This is a genomic window from Saprospiraceae bacterium (assembly GCA_016717265.1).
Taxonomy (GTDB): Bacteria; Bacteroidota; Bacteroidia; order Chitinophagales; family Saprospiraceae; genus Vicinibacter.
Map to the genome: position 1 here is coordinate 620,989 of JADKFX010000001.1, position 18,202 is coordinate 639,190.

Below are 18,202 nucleotides of genomic sequence, written 5' to 3' on the forward strand. Positions count from 1 at the left end.
AATTCGTTTTGTTCAGGACAACAGTAAACTTGCGACAGAAAAAAAAGTGAAAATAATTTATGTAAATAATGACAATATTTTTGCAGGACAATAACAGACCGGCAGCAGGTATCATGTGTTTTAAAAAAGTGGGGCCGAGTCACTTCGCAGAAAGAGAGTCACAAATAGGAGGTTCAGTGGTACGATGGAAATCCAGTGCTAAAACTTCCCACCTATCTAAAGCACAGACTCGTTAGCCCCAATGCCAAGAATTATTGAAATAAATAAAATTCGTAGCTTTGTTTAAAATTAGTTTATGAGCACAATAATGGTAAAAACCGACAAGCAAAGCAGTAAAATTCTTTCAGAACTCGCTAAAAAGCTTGGAGCCAATGTGGTTGATATTAAAGATGAACAATTTGAAGATTTTATGTTAGGGGCTGTAATGAAATCTGTTAAAACTGGAAAAACCGTTTCTAGAAATACAATTTTCAAAAAATTAAAAAGCAAATAATTGTTGAATACGACAAATCATTTGAAAAATCTCTTGAAAAGTCTGATTCGCTGAGACAACTTAAAAATGTTACTAAACTCGTTGGATATAAAGTGTACTACAGAATAAAAATTAATGAGTACAGATTAGGTTTTGAGAAAATTGATGAGAATAAAATAAGACTAATCATTATAGCCCACCGAAAAGATATTTACAAACAGTTCCCATAATAAAAAAAGCACAGGGCATAAAACGACTTAGACTCTACACCGCCAAGCATCCTATATCATTCTCTCCCGCAGCGCGGGATCTTCGCTTCGATTTTAATTTTTTTTGGCAATTAATAAATATTTTTTTTATAACCGCTTTTGTTTTACAATGAATCCCGCTCCATCAAAATGTACCTTAGAAAACTATATTTATTGATATAAGTATGATTATTAAAAACATTACAATCAATCCACTCATAAACAAATATTCAGCAATTCTTTCATAGAATGAAGCCCTCGCACTTATATTCCGAATAGATATAAAAGATAAAATACAACTGAGCATAAAAAGTATAGCAACAAAAGCCGTCAATTCATCAATGATACTTGCTTCTGTCAGATTCTGTAATTTTAAAGCGGTCAATACTATAAAACAGAGTCCTAATAAATTTGAAGAGGTGTTTAATATATGCGCAGATTTATTTTGTTCCATAAATTAATATTAAACTTGTATTTAAATGTTTCTATAATTACTTTAATCGCAAATTCAAAGATTTAAAAATTGTAATTGAAACCAAGCATTACTCTTTTATTTGAATATGCCGTTTGAAAGCTAATGTTTTCTTTGTGTTTTTGAATCCATTTATATTGTCCCAGCTTATATGCCAGATTCGTTGCTAAAATACCAATCGCTGCTCCAGCTAATACATCCGATGCCCAGTGTTTATTATTGGCCATTCTGAATAGTCCGATCGTGGTTGCTAAAGAATATCCTGCTATACTATATAAAACACTTTCATCTCCTAATTCTTTATGTAAAAAAGTAGCTGCTACAAATGCCTGAGCCGTATGCCCCGAAGGAAAGGAATTATGATCAGAACCATCGGGCCTTTTAATATGTGTCAACTTCTTCATCGGCAACACGAATAAACCGGTAAATAATTCTGCTTTTAACAATAAAAAACTTCGGTCTAAAAAATTATTTTTCGCTTTTGCTCCAAACAAATCCGCCAGATATACAATCGCGACCGGAGCAAATTGCCCGTAATCATCTAAGTGATTATGAAATCCTGAGAACCATTTATTTCTACCCTCTGTAAATTCATGATTTCCAATGATATCATTATCTGTGAGTGCAATAATGGATGTAGAAAAAAGTAGACCCGGTATTAAAATATCACTGGACGTAATTTTTAAATTCTTGAATTTTAAAGTATCTTCATTTTGCGCAATAGAAATCGAAAGATTGATCGTAAATATTAAATAGAGTATAAAACAAAAATGAATATCCAGCATTTTCTTAATGCATCTCCTGAAATCAATTTTAATATATCTACATACCATAGCGTTCTCAATAAAAATATTAAATCCTATAGAATTAATAAATCTTCTGCACCAGTAAAGCCTTATAAAACGAAAAATCGACTTAATTATTTAAAACCATTTATCTTTCACCCTTTATTTAATATACTTTTTAAAAAAAATGCAAGCACAATATCTGTTAATTTTCTATATCCTATTCCTGTGCTCTTGTAGCAAATCTAATACATTGAAATCAAATTGTGTAGAAAATCCAAGGCCAGATTGTATCTGTACCCTTGATTATAATCCGGTTTGCGCTTGTAATCATAAAACCTATTCAAATGCTTGTGCTGCTGAATGTGCCGGAATTACAGACTATGCTCCGGGGGAATGTAAATGAATCAAAAATATAAATTGAATAGCTTTCATTTAATGTCTATTTTCTTCTTAATTTCGGAATTCAAATTAATTCTTTTATCCATTGGAACGCATTAGTGTTTTTGACATTTTTAAAATCGGTATCGGGCCTTCCAGTTCACATACCATGGGTCCCTGGAAAGCAGCTCAACAGTTTATAAATGAATTAAAACTTGCCGGTAATTTAGAATCCATAGAACGGATTCAGGTGGAATTATTTGGCTCCTTAGCAAAAACTGGAAAAGGACATGGTACAGATATCGCTATTATTTTAGGTTTACAAGGTGAAGATCCGGCAACCATTCCATTAGACGATGTACATACCAAACTTGACTATGTGCAACAACATTTAAGGCTACCCTTAAATCCAAAATATGCGATCCCTTTTAATCCTGATCAGGATATTCTTTTTTATTATGATCAAATTTTAGCATTTCATTCAAATGGTTTGCGTTTTCGTGCCTTTTTTAAAAATGAAACGGCTCAAAGTTTTACCTACTTTTCTACCGGTGGAGGCTTTGTGGTTAAAGAAGGGGATGAAAAACTTTTAGCTGCGATCCAAATGCCCTATCCTATTGATAAAGCTGAGGATTTAGAAAACTATTGTAATCTCTTAAAATTACCCATCTCTGCTGTTGTATTACAAAATGAATTAGCGCTCCGAACGGAATCTGAAATCAGACAAAAATTATTAGGACTTTGGGATGTAATGAAACAATGTATTTTTAAAGCCTGTCATACAGATGGTGTTTTACCTGGCGGTCTGAATGTGCAACGCCGGGCTCAGGGTATGGCAAGCAAACTTATGCAATCTTCAAATTATTCAAATGCAGATGCCTGGATGCAAATCATAAAATCCAGTAAACATACATTTACCAGTACTTTAAATTGGTTGAGTTGCTTTGCTTTAGCGGTAAATGAAGAAAATGCTGCATTTGGTCGTATCGTTACCGCACCTACAAATGGTGCTGCCGGTGTAATCCCAGCGGTCTTAATGTATCAACTTTGTTTTACTGAAAAAGATACAGACGATGATATTATCCGGTTTTTATTAACCGCTGGTGAAATGGGAAGTCTCTTTAAAAAAGGAGCTACCATTTCTGCGGCTATGGGTGGCTGCCAGGCTGAAATTGGCGTATCTTCAGCAATGGCTGCTGCCGCTTTAACAGAATGTCAGGGTGGAAGCTTCGAAAAAGCTATGATGGCTGCTGAAATTGCAATGGAACATCATCTTGGTTTAACCTGCGATCCGATTGGAGGGCTGGTACAAATTCCTTGTATCGAAAGAAATACGATGGGCGCCATTAAAGCCGTGACCGCTTCTCAAATTGCTATGGAATCAGATCCTTCAAAAGCTTTAGTAAGCCTGGATGCTGTTATAAAAACAATGAAAGAAACAGCAAAAGATATGAATTCTAAATATAAAGAAACTTCAGATGGCGGACTCGCAATTCATATTCCAGTTAATATTGTAGAATGCTAATCTATCCTTCTAAGCTGTTTAGAATGCTTAGCAAAAAATTAAATAAAATAAAACTTTTGCTTTTTAAAAATGTCTGAGCTCCCTTTAAACACATTTGATTTTGATGTCATTATTCTTGGTGGAGGTGCTGCTGGTTTTTTTTCTGCAATCAATTTAGCAGAACTAAAGCCGGGTCTTCGGATTCTAATCCTGGAAGCAGCAAAAGATACTTTAAATAAAGTTAGAATATCTGGAGGTGGTCGTTGTAATGTAACGCATGCTTGTTTTGATCCCGAAGTTTTAGTGAACTATTACCCACGAGGTTTTAAAGAATTACTCGGACCGTTTTACTTTTTTGGACCCGCACAATGTATAGAATGGTTTGAAAAATATGGTGTTGATTTGAAAACAGAAGCGGATGGTAGAATGTTTCCGGTTTCTAATACCTCTTTAACTATTTTAGAATGTTTTTATAAATTAATTTACAAACATCATATTGAAGTCCGCTGTAGTACCCGGGTAACTAATTTCTATTTTGATTTGGATTCTAATCGTTGGATCGTTTCTGCAAATACTCTGCAGTTAAATTGTTCTAAATTAATTGTGACCACGGGAAGTGATGCTCGTTGTTGGGAACTGTTAAAAAATCTTGGACATGATATCATTGCTCCGGTGCCTTCTTTATTTACGTTTAATGTGGTAGATAAAAAAATAAAAGAATTGATGGGTGTTAGTTTTTCAAATGTCAAATTGCAAATTGTCGGAACAAATTTAGAATCAACGGGCCCGATGTTAATAACACACTGGGGATTTAGCGGACCTGCAATTCTAAAACTATCAGCCTGGGGTGCGCGGCTCCTCGCAGAAAAAAAGTATACATTCGAAATGATTATTAATTGGTTAAACTTTAGTGAAGAGGACATTAAAAGCTGTATTCTGGATTGTAAAAACAATAAGCCAAAGAAAAAAATCGTTTCTCAATCAATTATGCAATTACCCATTCGCTTATGGCAGTATTTAATGGAGCGCGCAGGAATTTCAGTGGATTTAATCTGGAATCAAATTTCAGGAAATCAAATTAAAGATTTAATAAAAGTCTTATCAAGTTCAATATTTTCAATTCAAGGAAAGAGTACCTTTAAAGAAGAATTTGTTACCGCAGGAGGTGTGGATCTTAAAAATATTAATTTTAAAACCTTCGAAAGTAAAAAATGTGCAGGTCTTTATCTCGCAGGAGAAGTATTAAATATAGATGCTGTAACCGGTGGTTTTAATTTTCAATCTGCCTGGACCGGAGCTTATATGATTGCAGATCAGATCGCAAAATCAGATCTATAAATATTTTTTCAAGCTTCTGTTCAGAAAATATGAATTGAAATGAATATAATAAATCATATATCATTTTATTCATTATGAAATTCAATAACAATCTAATGTATACATATATATATTAAATTAGATTTCTCGTTGAATTTGAATAGATGTTACTGATTTTTAAATGGATACACATATTTATTTATAATACTAAAGATGGAGAGCGTTTGAACTAAAAATTGCTAAAAAATCAGGGTTTACCCTGATAAAAATCAGGGTTTACCCTGATTGTATATTTGAAATACTATTGTAACTTTGTGCCAATATTCTTCCCTTCCATATCCTTTTACGGCCACAGGCTAGTTTTTTTATAACATTAAATTATAAACCAATGCAATACTTCAAAAATCTTTGCATGGCATTTATTTGCCTATCTATTACTATGACTTCATTTGCTCAAGGAGTAAGTGAAATTAAAGTCAACGAACAAAATGGAATGCCTTTACCTGCAATTGCCCAAAAAGTTTATGACGCAAAAGCAACTTATGGTGGCTTCCAAAATATTCAGGCTTTACAATTAGGGAGCCAAAAGCAAACTCGTTTTACAGCAGCCCTGAATAATCAATACCAAATTCTGGAACCTATTCAATCGGTTTTAGAAAAACTGGTAAAAGAGAAACCGGATCAATTGACTTTATCTATTCCAACAAATAGTCGGGAAGTTATAAAGCTCGATTTAATTAGAGTCAACCTTTTAGCAGAGGGTTTTAAAGTGTACACCTCTTCAAATGATAAAACACCCATTGATTATGAAGCAGGTGCATATTATAGAGGTGTAATACAAGGGAAAGAAAATAATAGTATTGCTTCTATTAGTATTTTCAAGGATCAAATTCTGGGTAGTTTTTCATCTGGAGATGGCAATATGGTAATTCAGGCATTACCTGATTTTCCAGGTCAGCTCATTTTATTTAATGATAAAGACATCCAGGAGGATTTTGCTTTTGAATGTTTGACGGATGAATTACAAACAATTCAAAAACCTATACAACCTCGGGGTATTCAAGCCAGTGGTGATTGTATTCGGGTTTATATTGAATGTGATTATGCTCTTTTTCAAAATAAAGGGAGTAGCTCTGCAACGGTCACCTGGATTACCGCAGTTTTTAATAATGTGGCAACTTTATATGCAAACGAAAGTATAAATACTACCGTATCAGAAGTCTTTGTTTGGACAACCGCGGATTCTTATAGTAAAACAAGCTCCATAGATGCACTAAACCAATTTAAAGCAGCCAGACCAAGTTTCAATGGGGATTTGGCTCATTTAGCAGCTCTTGGAGGTAATAATATTGGTGGTGTTGCCTGGTTGGATGTATTGTGCTCTACCTATAAATATGCCTATAGTAACATTTCGGCTACTTATGCAAGCGTGCCAACCTATAGTTGGACCGTTGAAGTGATGACGCACGAAATGGGACATAATGTTGGTTCGAATCATACACAATGGTGTGGATGGGCCGGTGGAGCTATTGATAATTGCTATACAACAGAAGGTGGATGTCCAAAAGGACCTGCTCCAACAAATGGAGGTACCATTATGAGCTATTGTCATTTAACTGGATATGGTATTAATTTTAATAATGGATTTGGACCCTTACCAGGTGATAAAATTCGCGCAGAAGTAGTTGCAGCAAATTGTTTAGGAACAAGCTGTAGCGGCGGTGGTGGCTGTAATGCTCCAACCGGCTTAGCAATTAGTAACATCACGCAAACTACTGCAACGGCAACCTGGAATGCAGTAAGTGGAGCTACCTCTTATAATTTTGAATATAAAACGAATGCAGGTTCAACATGGACTGTAGTAACCACTACGAATCCTACTTATAATATAACCGGCTTAACAAGTAGCACCTTATACAATACAAGAGTGAAGGCTGTTTGTTCTTCAGGATCTAGTAATTACTCCGCAACTGTCAATTTTACAACAGCAGGAAGTGGCGGCGGATGTGGTACTCCAACCAATTTAACGGTAACCAATATCACACAATCTACTGCAACTGCCAGTTGGACTGCAGTAAGTGGAGCTACCTCTTATAATTTTCAATATAAGTTAGCATCCAGCGGAACCTGGACCACAGCATCTGTTACTACTACTACTGTAAATCTTTCCGGAATGACTCAGGGTACAAGCTATAATGTACGGGTTCAAGCAGTTTGTGGAGGCACTCAAAGTGCATATACTGCAACGGTGACATTCACAACACTAAATGGATATTGCGCTTCAAAAGGAAACAATTCTAATTACGAATGGATTTCACGGGTAAAACTTGGAACCATTGATAGAGTTTCAGGAAAAGATGGTGGCTATTTTGATGCAACCAGTCTCGTTACAGATGTTACAAAAGGAACTACCTATACCATGAATTATCAAACGAGTACATCTGGAAGTTCTGGAGTACTATACTGGAGAGTTTGGATAGATTTTAATAATAATAATTCTTTTAATGATGCTGGTGAACAAGTAATATCAGTTGCTTCAGCAAGTACGGCATTATTAAGTTCAAACTTTACCATACCTGCAGGTGCAGCTACCGCAAAAGTAAGAATGCGCGTTTCTCTTAGATACGGAGGTTTTGCTACTTCTTGTCAAACCTATTCTTATGGAGAAGTAGAAGATTATTCAGTAAACATAAAAGCAGTTGGAGGAATTATAGATCCAAATTCTGAAAAAGTGAATATAGATGAAGTGAATTTATATCCAAATCCATTTGCAAATTCATTTATTGTAGAGTTTAATGCAAATCAAAATCAGCTTGTAAATATTTTGGTTTTAGATGCTATTGGTAGAGTTTTAATTAATAAATCTGTTGAAGCCAACCAGGGAAGAAATTCAATGCAAATTGAAACAGAAAATCTTGCTCCAGCCGGTTATTTAATTCAAGTTAAATCTCTAAATAATAGTCATTACAGGAAAATGTTAAAGCTAGAATAAGTAAGCGTTTAAACAGGGATTTTTAATAAATTTTCCTTTATTAAGTAAATCTGTTCGTCACCAGCCGAACAGATTTTTTTTTGTTTAAAACGAAAAGAGGGTCAGGTTAAAAAAGCTGGGGAGCAAGTATCTTTTCTTTTATGAATCGGGTATCCGTTCGAAATACAGCGTGTGATGGGTATTTTTAGCCTTTGTTTTTAAGGATATTCTTTTATTCAATGAATCTGAGTTTCACTATAGTGTGTAGCAAAAAACCTTGGTATAAAAATAGGAGCTGATGTCTGGTGAGTAAGCATTGGCGACTTATTTCGAAGGCGCTTTTTGGTTCATTTTAGCGAAACATGACTGAACGGTTCGCTACCGCGAATAAGAGTGCTAGAAGGCACTCTTAAGTGAAGGAACTGCGAGCTCCGCGAGCAGCTAGTAGGATCATATTAATTCATTCAGACCCTTTCGCCTCCCGGGAGCAGCTAGTAGGAAGTTATTATTGTTTGACAGGCCATTTCGTCCCCGCGAGCAGCTAGTAGGATCATATTAATTCATTCAGACCATTTCGCTTCTGTTAGCAGCGTGGAGGAAGATGCCCTTGATCACTATACGCTCTATCGATATAAATAAATTATTCTGTAAATTCAGAATCAGATTCTAAATTTATAAAAAGGAGTATAATTTATTTTTGGTCTTAAAATTTAAAAGCGATCTGGAAAACCGATGGTCCTTTAATTACCAAATGTATTGTTTCTTATTCAATAAAAGTGCTTCTCCGGTAAAACATTGTTCGTTTAAAGTTTTATCAAAAATGGCACAATCATACAGCACCCGGTTTTTTTCTGGATAAATTTCTTTTACCGTGATAATTGCTTCATATTCTGTATCGACAAACATCGGTTTTAACCATTGCATTGTTTGTTTTAAATATACATGGCCATCTGCTTTCCAAAGTGCACCAAAAATTTTAGTAAATACGGATCCTCCAAGAAAGCCATGAATGATATTTCTGCCGAAAATACTATTCTTGCCAACTTCTGGATCAATATGAAGAGGATTTGTATCCCCGGATACTTTTGCATAAAGATCTACATCCAACTGACTATATCTGAAGGTGTGTTTAAACTGGTCTCCTATTTGTAGCATATTAATCTATATTAATAATTCCTTTACAATTTAACAATTCCTTATATCGTAATTTTGCGGTGCAATATTAAGAATTTATATAAATTTTAAATCAAGTAAAATGGCAACGAACGAAAACAATTCAAAAAAGGTGGTAGATTTAATGGCTGAAACACAAGCTAAAATAGTAGATCAAGCTATTGAAGCAACAAAAAAGTTGACGAAAGAAATTCCTTTTGTAAATGAAACCCTTGATAAAGGTCACCAATTCCTAAAGGATTCTATAAGTGCTCAGGCAGATTTTATTGAAAAAGCTACTCAAACATCTCACGATACTCAAAAAGATATGAATTCATCATCTGAAAATGCAAAGAATTATTTTGAACAGTGGTTTGAAAATCAAATGACCTGGGCAAAAACGTTTTATAATCAAAATCAAAATCCTACTGCTACCGGCTTTGGATCAAATCCTTCGGAATGGATGAACACAATGCAAAATTGGATGAATCAAAACAATTCATATTGGATGCAGAATTTAAATAAAAATCCTTCCAATCCAATGATGCAATCAAATCCATTTATGAATGATGGAATGAATCAATGGAACCAATATTCTAAACAATATTTTGATATGATGAATAATGGTTATTCTGATTGGTGGAAACAATTTCCAAATACGACTGCTGCAGATTCATTTAAAGGAATGCATCAAATGGCAGAAAGTGTTAGCAAATTTTATGAATTATGGATTCCAATGTTTAAGAGCATTCAGCATAATAATTTTAATATGGATATTTTTAAACAGAATTTAAATCCTGAAAAATATAAAGAATTTGTAGATAAATTTTTCCATTTCATGCCAGAAGGTTCCAGAAAAATAATGGATCAAATGAATCAAACATTTATTGAATCCATGAAACAAATGAGTGAAACAGGACTTGGAAATTACCATGGTTTTAAAAGTCAAATGAACTCAAATCCCTGGTCAAATACGAACCCCTTTAATCAAATGTTAGATCTTTATACAAATTGGCGTAACTCAATGTCTGAAGCCGTTTCACCATTATCAAAGTTACTTGAAGAAAACAGTAATGTAAAGAGTGCAAAAGTTTGGAATGACATCTATGATCAAATGATTCAATTCAATATAAAAAATAATGAATTGCAATATATGATGTATCAAAATGGATTGAAGGTAATGGAACGTGTTGCTGAAAATGTAGCTGAAAAAATACAAAAAGGAGAACGCATTGAAAGTATTCTAAAAGTTTACCAGGATTGGTTAATTAAAGGGGATGAAGTTTATGGCAATTTGTTTCAAAGTGATGAATATAGTAAATTGATGACGGAAGTAAGTAGTTTGCAAATGAAAATTAAGCAAGCGGTTGATAAGCAAATTGAAAAATTATTTTTTGCAAATCTTCCAATTGCTACGCGTACAGAAATGGATGAAGTATATAAATCTATTTATGATTTAAAGAAAATGGTTCGACAATTAGAAAGAAAATTAAACCCAGAACCAATACCTGTTGAAAAAAATTCTAAAAATAATTAATAAGCTAATAAAGGAAAGCCTGCATGTTTGTTCGGGCTTTTTATTTTTGCAACTCAATTAAAATTAAAAAAATGATTAATTCAGCATCCATATTTGAAGAACTTTTCTCCGTAAGTGAAAAAATGCGTAAAGGTTTTGATACTCTTAAAGAGATTGAAGAAGTTGAAGTTGGCATGACTCCTAAGGAATTGGTTTGGGAATGCGATAAAGTAAAAATGTATCATTATAAACGCGAAACACCTGCAAAGTGTAAAATTCCAGTATTAGTTTCTTTCGCAATCATGAATCGTCATGACGTATTAGACTTGCAGCCTGATCGTTCTTTAATGAAAAAATTATTAGACGAAGGATTAGATATCTATATCATGGATTGGGGCTATCCAACCCGTGCTGACCGGTATTTAACCATGGAAGATTATATTTTAGGATATATGAATGATGCGGTCGATTTTGTACGCAGAAAGCATAAGGTTCAAAAAATACATAAAATGGGTATTTGTCAAGGCGGCTTATTTAGTATGATTTATGCAGCGATCTATCCTGAAAAATTTCAAACGCTCAGCACTTTTGTAGCACCTTATGACTTTAAAGATACAAACTGCAATATGCTTTATAAATGGACAAAGTATATAGATGTAGATACTATGGTCGATAATGCAGGAGTAATTAGTGCAGAAATGATGAATAGTGCCTTTAGTATGTTGAAACCAAGTTCTGACATTGCTAAGTATTTTGGGGTTATGGATATGTTTGGTGATAAAGATAAATTAATGAATTTTCTTCGAATGGAAAAATGGAAGAATGATTGTCCTGATTTGAGTGGTGAGATGTATCGTAAATATATTAAGGATTTATTCCAGGACAATAAACTCATGAATGGCAATTTTGAAATGGATGGAAAAATTGTGGATCTTAAAAAAATGACAGTTCCATTTTTAAATATTTATGCAACTGAAGATAATATCATTCCAAATGATTCTACCAAAGCAGTTATGGATCATATTGGCAGCACTGATAAACAGTTATATGCATTTCCAGGTGGACATATTGGCGTTTTTGTTGGCGCTAAATCCCAAAAAGAACTTGCTCCAAGTATTGCAAAATGGGTTATAGAACGCTCCTAAAGATTCAGCCAGCTTGCTGACTTGTTTAAAATATTACAATTTTTTGATTTTCAGTATGTTAGAACTTACAAAATACTGATTGTACTTAGGTTTTAATTTTAAATATGCCAACTTTAACTGGAAGTGTTTTTTATGAATATTCAGTATCTATTCTAATTTAAAATATTGATTCCATTTTAATTTTAGTCCGAAATTCAAATAAATTCCAAAATTAGCGCTATCCTTTTCTTCCTGACTATATTAGCTATTTAAGGATTTTGAATTATTCATTTAGATTAATTACATTAACTAAGCTAAGAATAATGAAAGAGCTGACTTTAGAAAAATAGAATTCTAATTTTAACATGAACATTGATTCCTTTTTTTAGAGTTTTCCTTATAAATAAATCAATTTATCATTTGAGCTAAAGAATTTAAATAAACACATATTTATAAATTGTTTAGATCGCGGCTTGCTTATAATCCTGGTTGATTAACTATTAAAATTGATTTATAACCGCTTTATTCTCATCATGATTACTAGTTTACATTATTAAAGAATGATAAATGTTGAGCTTTTTGTATAAAAAGTGAAAGAATGGGTTTTTAAAGGATAAATTCAGAATTTCTCGTTCAATACCTACTTCTGTTATTTGGATAGATTAGCAATACGAATTAAAATTGTTCCACGTGGAACATTAGCCCAGGAATAAAATTCCTTCCCTGAATTAATCATATAGTTCTATAAAAACTGAGCTAAAAATTTATAAATAAATCTTTGCCATTCCTTCTGCATCTATTCTAGAAATTTAAGAATTTAGGATTAGATTAGAATGTTCCACGTGGAACATTATTAGCGGTTTATAAAGAAAACCCTTTTTTAAAAGACAAACTTAAACAGCATATACGCAGAAGTCACTCTTTTGGTTTAAGCAATACTGTGCAAAACAACAATAATGCTCAAAACAATCATAAAACTATCTCGAAGCAAATAATTACAGAGAAAAACCAATAAAACTGAAATAAGAAAACCCTAAATAAAGAAAGAACAAGGTTTTAATCAAAAGGAAATCCCAATTCAGTATACTAATAGGTAAGCTAACAACCAAAAATGCAATGCTATTGCAAAGCCTTTTTCTGGCGTTAAGTTGTTTCTTCTTTTATTATTTGTGCCTGAAGGGTTAGTTTAAGAAAAACAAATCCAATAGTCCCAGCAAGAAATGAAGCAATTAATATTGCGATTTTCGAATTGTTTATAATGTCTTCATTGTTAAACGCAAGAAGTGCTATGAAGATTGACATCGTAAAACCTATACCTCCTAAAAAACCTGCCCCAATTATATTCCGCCATTTTAGGTCTGAAGGCAATGCACAAAGTCCTAAACCAACACCGATAAATGAAAACAAACAAATTCCTAAAGGTTTTCCGATTACAAGTCCTGCAATAATCCCTAAACTGTTAGCTTGCCCTAAACCACTTTGCCAATTGTATCCAATCGCAATGCAAGTATTGGCTATAGCAAACAAGGGTAGAATAAAAAAAGCAACGGGTTTGTGTAAGAAATGTTGAAGAATATAGGAAGGAGAATTTTCTCCATGATTCCTAAATGGTATAGCAAATGCTAATAATACACCCGTTATTGTTGCATGAACACCCGAATGCAACATAAAATACCACATCACCACACCACCAACTAAATACGGAATTAAGTTGTGAACTTTTAGCCAGTTTAAAATAAGTAACACCCCGAAAACTCCTAAAGCAAGAAATAAATTCACAAACACAATTGAAGTCGTATAAAAAATAGCAATAACTATTATTGCTCCTAAGTCGTCCATTACTGCCAAAGCTGTCAGGAATATTTTTAAAGAGATCGGAACACGATTACCAAGAAGAGATAAAATGCCAATAGCAAAAGCAATGTCCGTTGCCATTGGAATACCTGCACCTGCTTGAGTGTCTGTACCTAAGTTGAGCAACAAAAAAAGTCCTGCCGGAACAAGCATGCCACCAATCGCACCAAAGATTGGTAATGAAGCATTTTTTATATCAGAAAGTTCTCCATGATAAATTTCTCTTTCTAATTCTAAACCTATAAGCAAAAAAAAGATGGTCATAAGTCCATCATTAATCCAATGAACAAGACTATGTCCACCCAAGTCAAAATTCCAAAAATTAATATAGTCTGCCTTCCATACAGAATTTGCAAGAAAAAGTGAAAGCGCTGTTACGAAAACCAAAATTAATCCGCCTGCTTTTTCGCTGTTAAAAAAATCGCTGAAAAGTCTTGTTAATTTCATGCTGTTGTAATTCAATTCCAGGCTTGCTAAACTTGCCTATAACTAAACATTAGTCGCTAAATGAAAATCATCACCTAATTCAGAAATGGATTCGTCAGTCTCTCTTGCCCAATTGTAGTGGCAGCTCCATGTCCAGGATAAATCATCACTTGATCACCTAATGGAAATAAGCGGGTTTTTATACTACTAATCAAAGTATCAAAATCACCTCCAGGTAAATCTGTCCTACCAATACTCCCATCAAACAAAACATCGCCGGCAATTGCAAAATTGTGCTCCTTAGAATAATAACTAAGACTCGCCGGACTATGACCTGGTGTAAAGACACAAATAAGTTTCTCGTTACCAAAATCAAGCACTTGATTATCAACCAAATACGTCTCATTATAAGGGGCTGGTGTAAATGGAACATCGTAAATTTGAGAAACATAACTTGCCGATTCAAGAACTTCTTGCTCCCCTTTATGTAACTCTGCCTTTAAACCATATTTTTTAAAAATATAATCTAAACCTAGTATATGATCAATATGCGCATGCGTTAGTAACAATCGGGTTAGCTGTAAATTTGAGTCCTCGAGATAGGTCTCGATTTCTATTTGCTCATCCCTATCAAAACATCCCGGATCTATAATCCAAGCTTCCTTTTCTGCGTTAGATAATATATAGGTGTTTTCATAAAATGGGTTAAAACAGAATGCCTTAATATTCATCTAATTTTCTATTTTGTGTCAACAATGAAATTTCTCCACAAGATATTGCCGCTTTTTCTTATCCTTCTTTTAATTCTTTGTAACTCAAGAATAAATTCTCAAAATGCAGGAGAAATCTTTGGTAAAAATAAAGTCCAATATAATAATGATTTGTATGACTGGTGGATCTATGAGACAAACAATTTTGTGGTTTATTGGTATGGCAAATCAAGACCCTCAGCTCAATTTTGCATAGAAATTGCCGAAACGGAAAATAACCAGGTTCAAAAATTATTTGAATATCACCTAAAAGATAAAATTGAACTTGTAATTTATGCAGATGCTTCCGACCAAGCACAATCAAATATTGACCTGGATGCAATCATAAATGATAAAAATTGGAATCTTGAACCAAAAATCAAGGGTCAGAAAATTCTTATGTACTTCGATGGAGATCATGAAAATTTACGGAATCTGCTTAGAAGTGGTATAACGAAAATCTATTTTAATTCTATGTTTTCTGGAACTGCATTGCAAGATGTAGTCCAAAAAGTAATCTCATTCAGACTACCCGATTGGTTTGAAAAAGGTTTAATTCAATATCTATCCACTGGATGGAAAGAAGAAGACCAAATCCACTTTTTTTCAAAATGGAAAGAAAGCAAATTTAAAAAATTCTCAAACCGATATCCGGAAATTGCCGGCAAGTCTTTCTGGAACTTTCTAACAAATACTTACGGAGAACAAGCGATTTCAAACTGGCTCTATATGACGCGTATCCAAAAAGATATTCAAATAGCTGCCAGGTCCGTGTTCTCACAATCATTTTCAGAACTACAATCTGACTGGTTTAACTTTTATAAAATCCAATTAAATAAATCAACTACTGAAATACTAGAAAATTTAACGACAAACAAACTGAAACTTAAAAATGAAGAAAAAATTATAAATATCAAACTTGGACTCAATTCCAATCAGAATACAATAACAACCCAACAAAATAGTAAAGGAAGAATCTATCATTTAAATAAAAATTTAAAAGACAAAAAAAGAATTTTTAAAAATGGGAGTCGATCCAAATTATATAAACCAGATTTCAATTATCCTATCTATAGTTCACTTGTAAAAGAAAACCTTGAATATTATATTTATGAAAAAAGAAATAGAGTTTACCTCCATGTTCTTAATATTAAAACTAAACAAAATTCCACTACAATCTTTCCGGAAGAAATACAAAGAGTCTATTCTGCAGATGTCTTAAATAAAGATGTCATGATTATGTCAGCAAATACAAATGGCTATTCAGATATTATACTGTACAATTTAAAATCCAGACAATTCCAAAAACTTACGAATGATATCTGGGATGATTTAGATTTAAAAATAATGGAGTCAAATAACGCTTCTGAAGTAATCTATCGTTCCAATAAACCAGAAGTCAATGACAATACTACTAAAATAGATAGTGTCTTACCTCTAGGTAGATTTAAAATTTATAGTATTGATTTAAATAATCTTCAAGAACCCTATAAACAAAAATTAATTCTCGAAATACCCAATAAATCCATTATATCCTGGACTAAACTTGATTCACAATATCTGATATCAATAACCGAAAATGATGGAATCCATTGGCTGTTATTCAACGGAACAAAAAGCTACGAAATACTAAATGACATACACCCCGAATTAATAGCTGGTTCAAACAACTCGGATTCTGTGTTTGCCGTTTTAAAATCAAATGATAAATATTTACTTGAATATTATTCTTTAAAACAACTCAATCAAAAACAAACTGAATATAAAGAGTCTTCACTAGAAATTCTTATAGATTCTTCACAATCAAATTCAAATGCAACGATTAATACAGATACAAGTTATTTCCAATCACAATTCGGGAATCCAAAAAATATAGTCGAACTATTAAATGAATTTGAAAAAAAGAAGACCCGAAAAACACCAACAAAAATTAGCACATTTACAAAATATAAAAATATAGATTACCCAAATACCATTGACTTTAATTCCAATCTTGCCATTGCATATCGAAATCGATTTCAAATTGAAGAAATTAGCTCCACAATAAATAATGAATTACTTTTTTCCGGATTAAATACATTTAGCGGAACTTCACAAAATTATGAAGCACCACCTATTGGCGTTTTACTAAAAATGAAAGTTTCAGAAATATTTGAAAATTATAGTCTTGAAACCGGAATCCGTATTCCTACAAATTTTAATGGATTAGAATCTTATCTGCTTTTCGAAAACAGAAAAAAACGGATTGACAAAACTTACGCTTTCTATTTCAAAACAAATACAGACGTACTTAATGGAAATTTTTCTACTAATTTAAAAAAACAAACAAGGGTCTACTTATTAAACAATCAATTAAAATACGCCTTTGACCATTATAAAAGCATTCGCGCCATCAGTACTCTGCGAAATGATCATATAGCTTACCTCTCTACCAATAAAGCCACGCTTGAAGATAGTATTGAGCTTTATCAGCAAAGGGTAGGAACAAGACTCGAATATGTTTTTGATAATTCCATTGATATTTCATTAAATATCAGAAATGGATGGCAAGCAAAAATATATTTAGAATTTTCTAAACGCTTTGATTTAAATCCTATAAATAAAAGTAAGTTTTATCCCGGTGCTTTATGGATTGCTGGATTTGATGCAAGATATCATATTCCTTTTTTAAAGAAATCCGTTTTTTCAACAAGAGCGTTTTCAAATATTTCTTTCGGACAAGATAGAATACTTTACCATGTAGGAGGAACTGAAAATTGGTTACTCCCGCAATATGAAAATCAGAATCCATTAGAAACTTCAGGTGAATATGTGTACTCAGCATTAGCTACAGAAGTAAGATCCTATGGTTATGGTGCTCGTAAAGCAAGCTCTGTATTTGGATTAAATACGGAGGTGAGAATTCCTTTTCTCCAATATATATTAAATCAAAATTGGAAAAACAGCATCCTTAGAAATTTTCAGTTTATCGCTTTTTTTGATGCAGCCTTTGTATGGGATGGATTTATTCCCAATTTTAAAGAAAGCAGTACCCAAAATTACCATGCAGAAAATCCGGTTGTAAAAATTGATTTAGAATATATCAGAGATCCTTACATATTTAGCTCAGGTATTGGACTCAGAACTGCATTATTCGGTTATTTTCTCCGATTTGATTATGGCTGGAAATTAGAATCATCTACTATAAAAAAACCAAATTATAGTTTTTCCTTAGGTTTAGATTTTTAATAT

The 18,202-nt window shown here is 33.0% G+C and carries 12 protein-coding genes; 8 read left to right on the plus strand and 4 right to left on the minus strand.

The genetic code is table 11. The features are described 5' to 3' along the window. Positions 1-295: 295 nt before the first annotated feature. Positions 296-493: a hypothetical protein gene (locus IPO86_02455; GenBank protein ID MBK9726957.1), complete on the plus strand. Its 198-nt coding sequence runs from the start codon at positions 296-298 to the stop codon at positions 491-493. A 743-nt stretch (positions 494-1,236) separates the two neighbouring features. Here IPO86_02455 and IPO86_02460 read toward each other — a convergent pair. Next, the gene (locus IPO86_02460; GenBank protein MBK9726958.1) at positions 1,237-1,977 is read right to left on the minus strand and encodes a phosphatase PAP2 family protein; all 741 of its coding nucleotides are present in this window, start codon (positions 1,975-1,977) and stop codon (positions 1,237-1,239) included. A gap of 187 nt (positions 1,978-2,164) precedes the next feature. On the opposite strand from IPO86_02460, the gene IPO86_02465 reads away from it, so the two are divergent. The 4 genes from IPO86_02465 (at position 2,165) to IPO86_02480 (ending at position 8,171) form a co-directional block, all read left to right on the plus strand. After that, positions 2,165-2,383 carry a hypothetical protein gene (locus IPO86_02465; GenBank protein ID MBK9726959.1) on the plus strand — a complete coding sequence of 73 codons (219 nt, stop codon included), beginning with the start codon at positions 2,165-2,167 and terminating at the stop codon, positions 2,381-2,383. 81 nt (positions 2,384-2,464) lie between these two features. Further along, positions 2,465-3,883, plus strand: a complete 1,419-nt coding sequence (locus tag IPO86_02470) for an L-serine ammonia-lyase (GenBank protein MBK9726960.1) — start codon at positions 2,465-2,467, stop codon at positions 3,881-3,883. A 69-nt stretch (positions 3,884-3,952) separates the two neighbouring features. Continuing rightward, a complete protein-coding gene (locus IPO86_02475; protein MBK9726961.1) occupies positions 3,953-5,200 on the plus strand; it encodes an NAD(P)/FAD-dependent oxidoreductase in 1,248 nt (415 codons plus the stop codon). Between the two features lie 391 nt (positions 5,201-5,591). Beyond that, the gene (locus IPO86_02480; GenBank protein ID MBK9726962.1) at positions 5,592-8,171 is read left to right on the plus strand and encodes a fibronectin type III domain-containing protein; all 2,580 of its coding nucleotides are present in this window, start codon (positions 5,592-5,594) and stop codon (positions 8,169-8,171) included. Positions 8,172-8,894: 723 nt separating this feature from the next. Here the strand turns inward: IPO86_02480 and IPO86_02485 are convergent. Further along, positions 8,895-9,305 (minus strand): MaoC family dehydratase, encoded by a 411-nt coding sequence (locus IPO86_02485; GenBank protein MBK9726963.1) that lies wholly within the window; start codon positions 9,303-9,305, stop codon positions 8,895-8,897. Between the two features lie 100 nt (positions 9,306-9,405). On the opposite strand from IPO86_02485, the gene IPO86_02490 reads away from it, so the two are divergent. Then, on the plus strand, positions 9,406-10,839 hold the full coding sequence (locus IPO86_02490) for a hypothetical protein (protein MBK9726964.1): 1,434 nt from the start codon (positions 9,406-9,408) through the stop codon (positions 10,837-10,839). Between the two features lie 71 nt (positions 10,840-10,910). Next, on the plus strand, positions 10,911-11,963 hold the full coding sequence (gene phaC, locus IPO86_02495; GenBank protein MBK9726965.1) for a class III poly(R)-hydroxyalkanoic acid synthase subunit PhaC: 1,053 nt from the start codon (positions 10,911-10,913) through the stop codon (positions 11,961-11,963). A gap of 1,122 nt (positions 11,964-13,085) precedes the next feature. Here the strand turns inward: phaC and nhaA are convergent. Both nhaA and IPO86_02505 read right to left on the minus strand, forming a co-directional pair. After that, positions 13,086-14,243 (minus strand): Na+/H+ antiporter NhaA, encoded by a 1,158-nt coding sequence (gene nhaA / locus IPO86_02500; GenBank protein MBK9726966.1) that lies wholly within the window; start codon positions 14,241-14,243, stop codon positions 13,086-13,088. A gap of 74 nt (positions 14,244-14,317) precedes the next feature. After that, a complete protein-coding gene (locus IPO86_02505; protein ID MBK9726967.1) occupies positions 14,318-14,953 on the minus strand; it encodes an MBL fold metallo-hydrolase in 636 nt (211 codons plus the stop codon). 24 nt (positions 14,954-14,977) lie between these two features. Here IPO86_02505 and IPO86_02510 point away from each other — a divergent pair, with 24 nt between their 5' ends. Next, on the plus strand, positions 14,978-18,199 hold the full coding sequence (locus tag IPO86_02510) for a hypothetical protein (GenBank protein MBK9726968.1): 3,222 nt from the start codon (positions 14,978-14,980) through the stop codon (positions 18,197-18,199). The last annotated feature ends 3 nt before the right edge of the window (positions 18,200-18,202 follow it).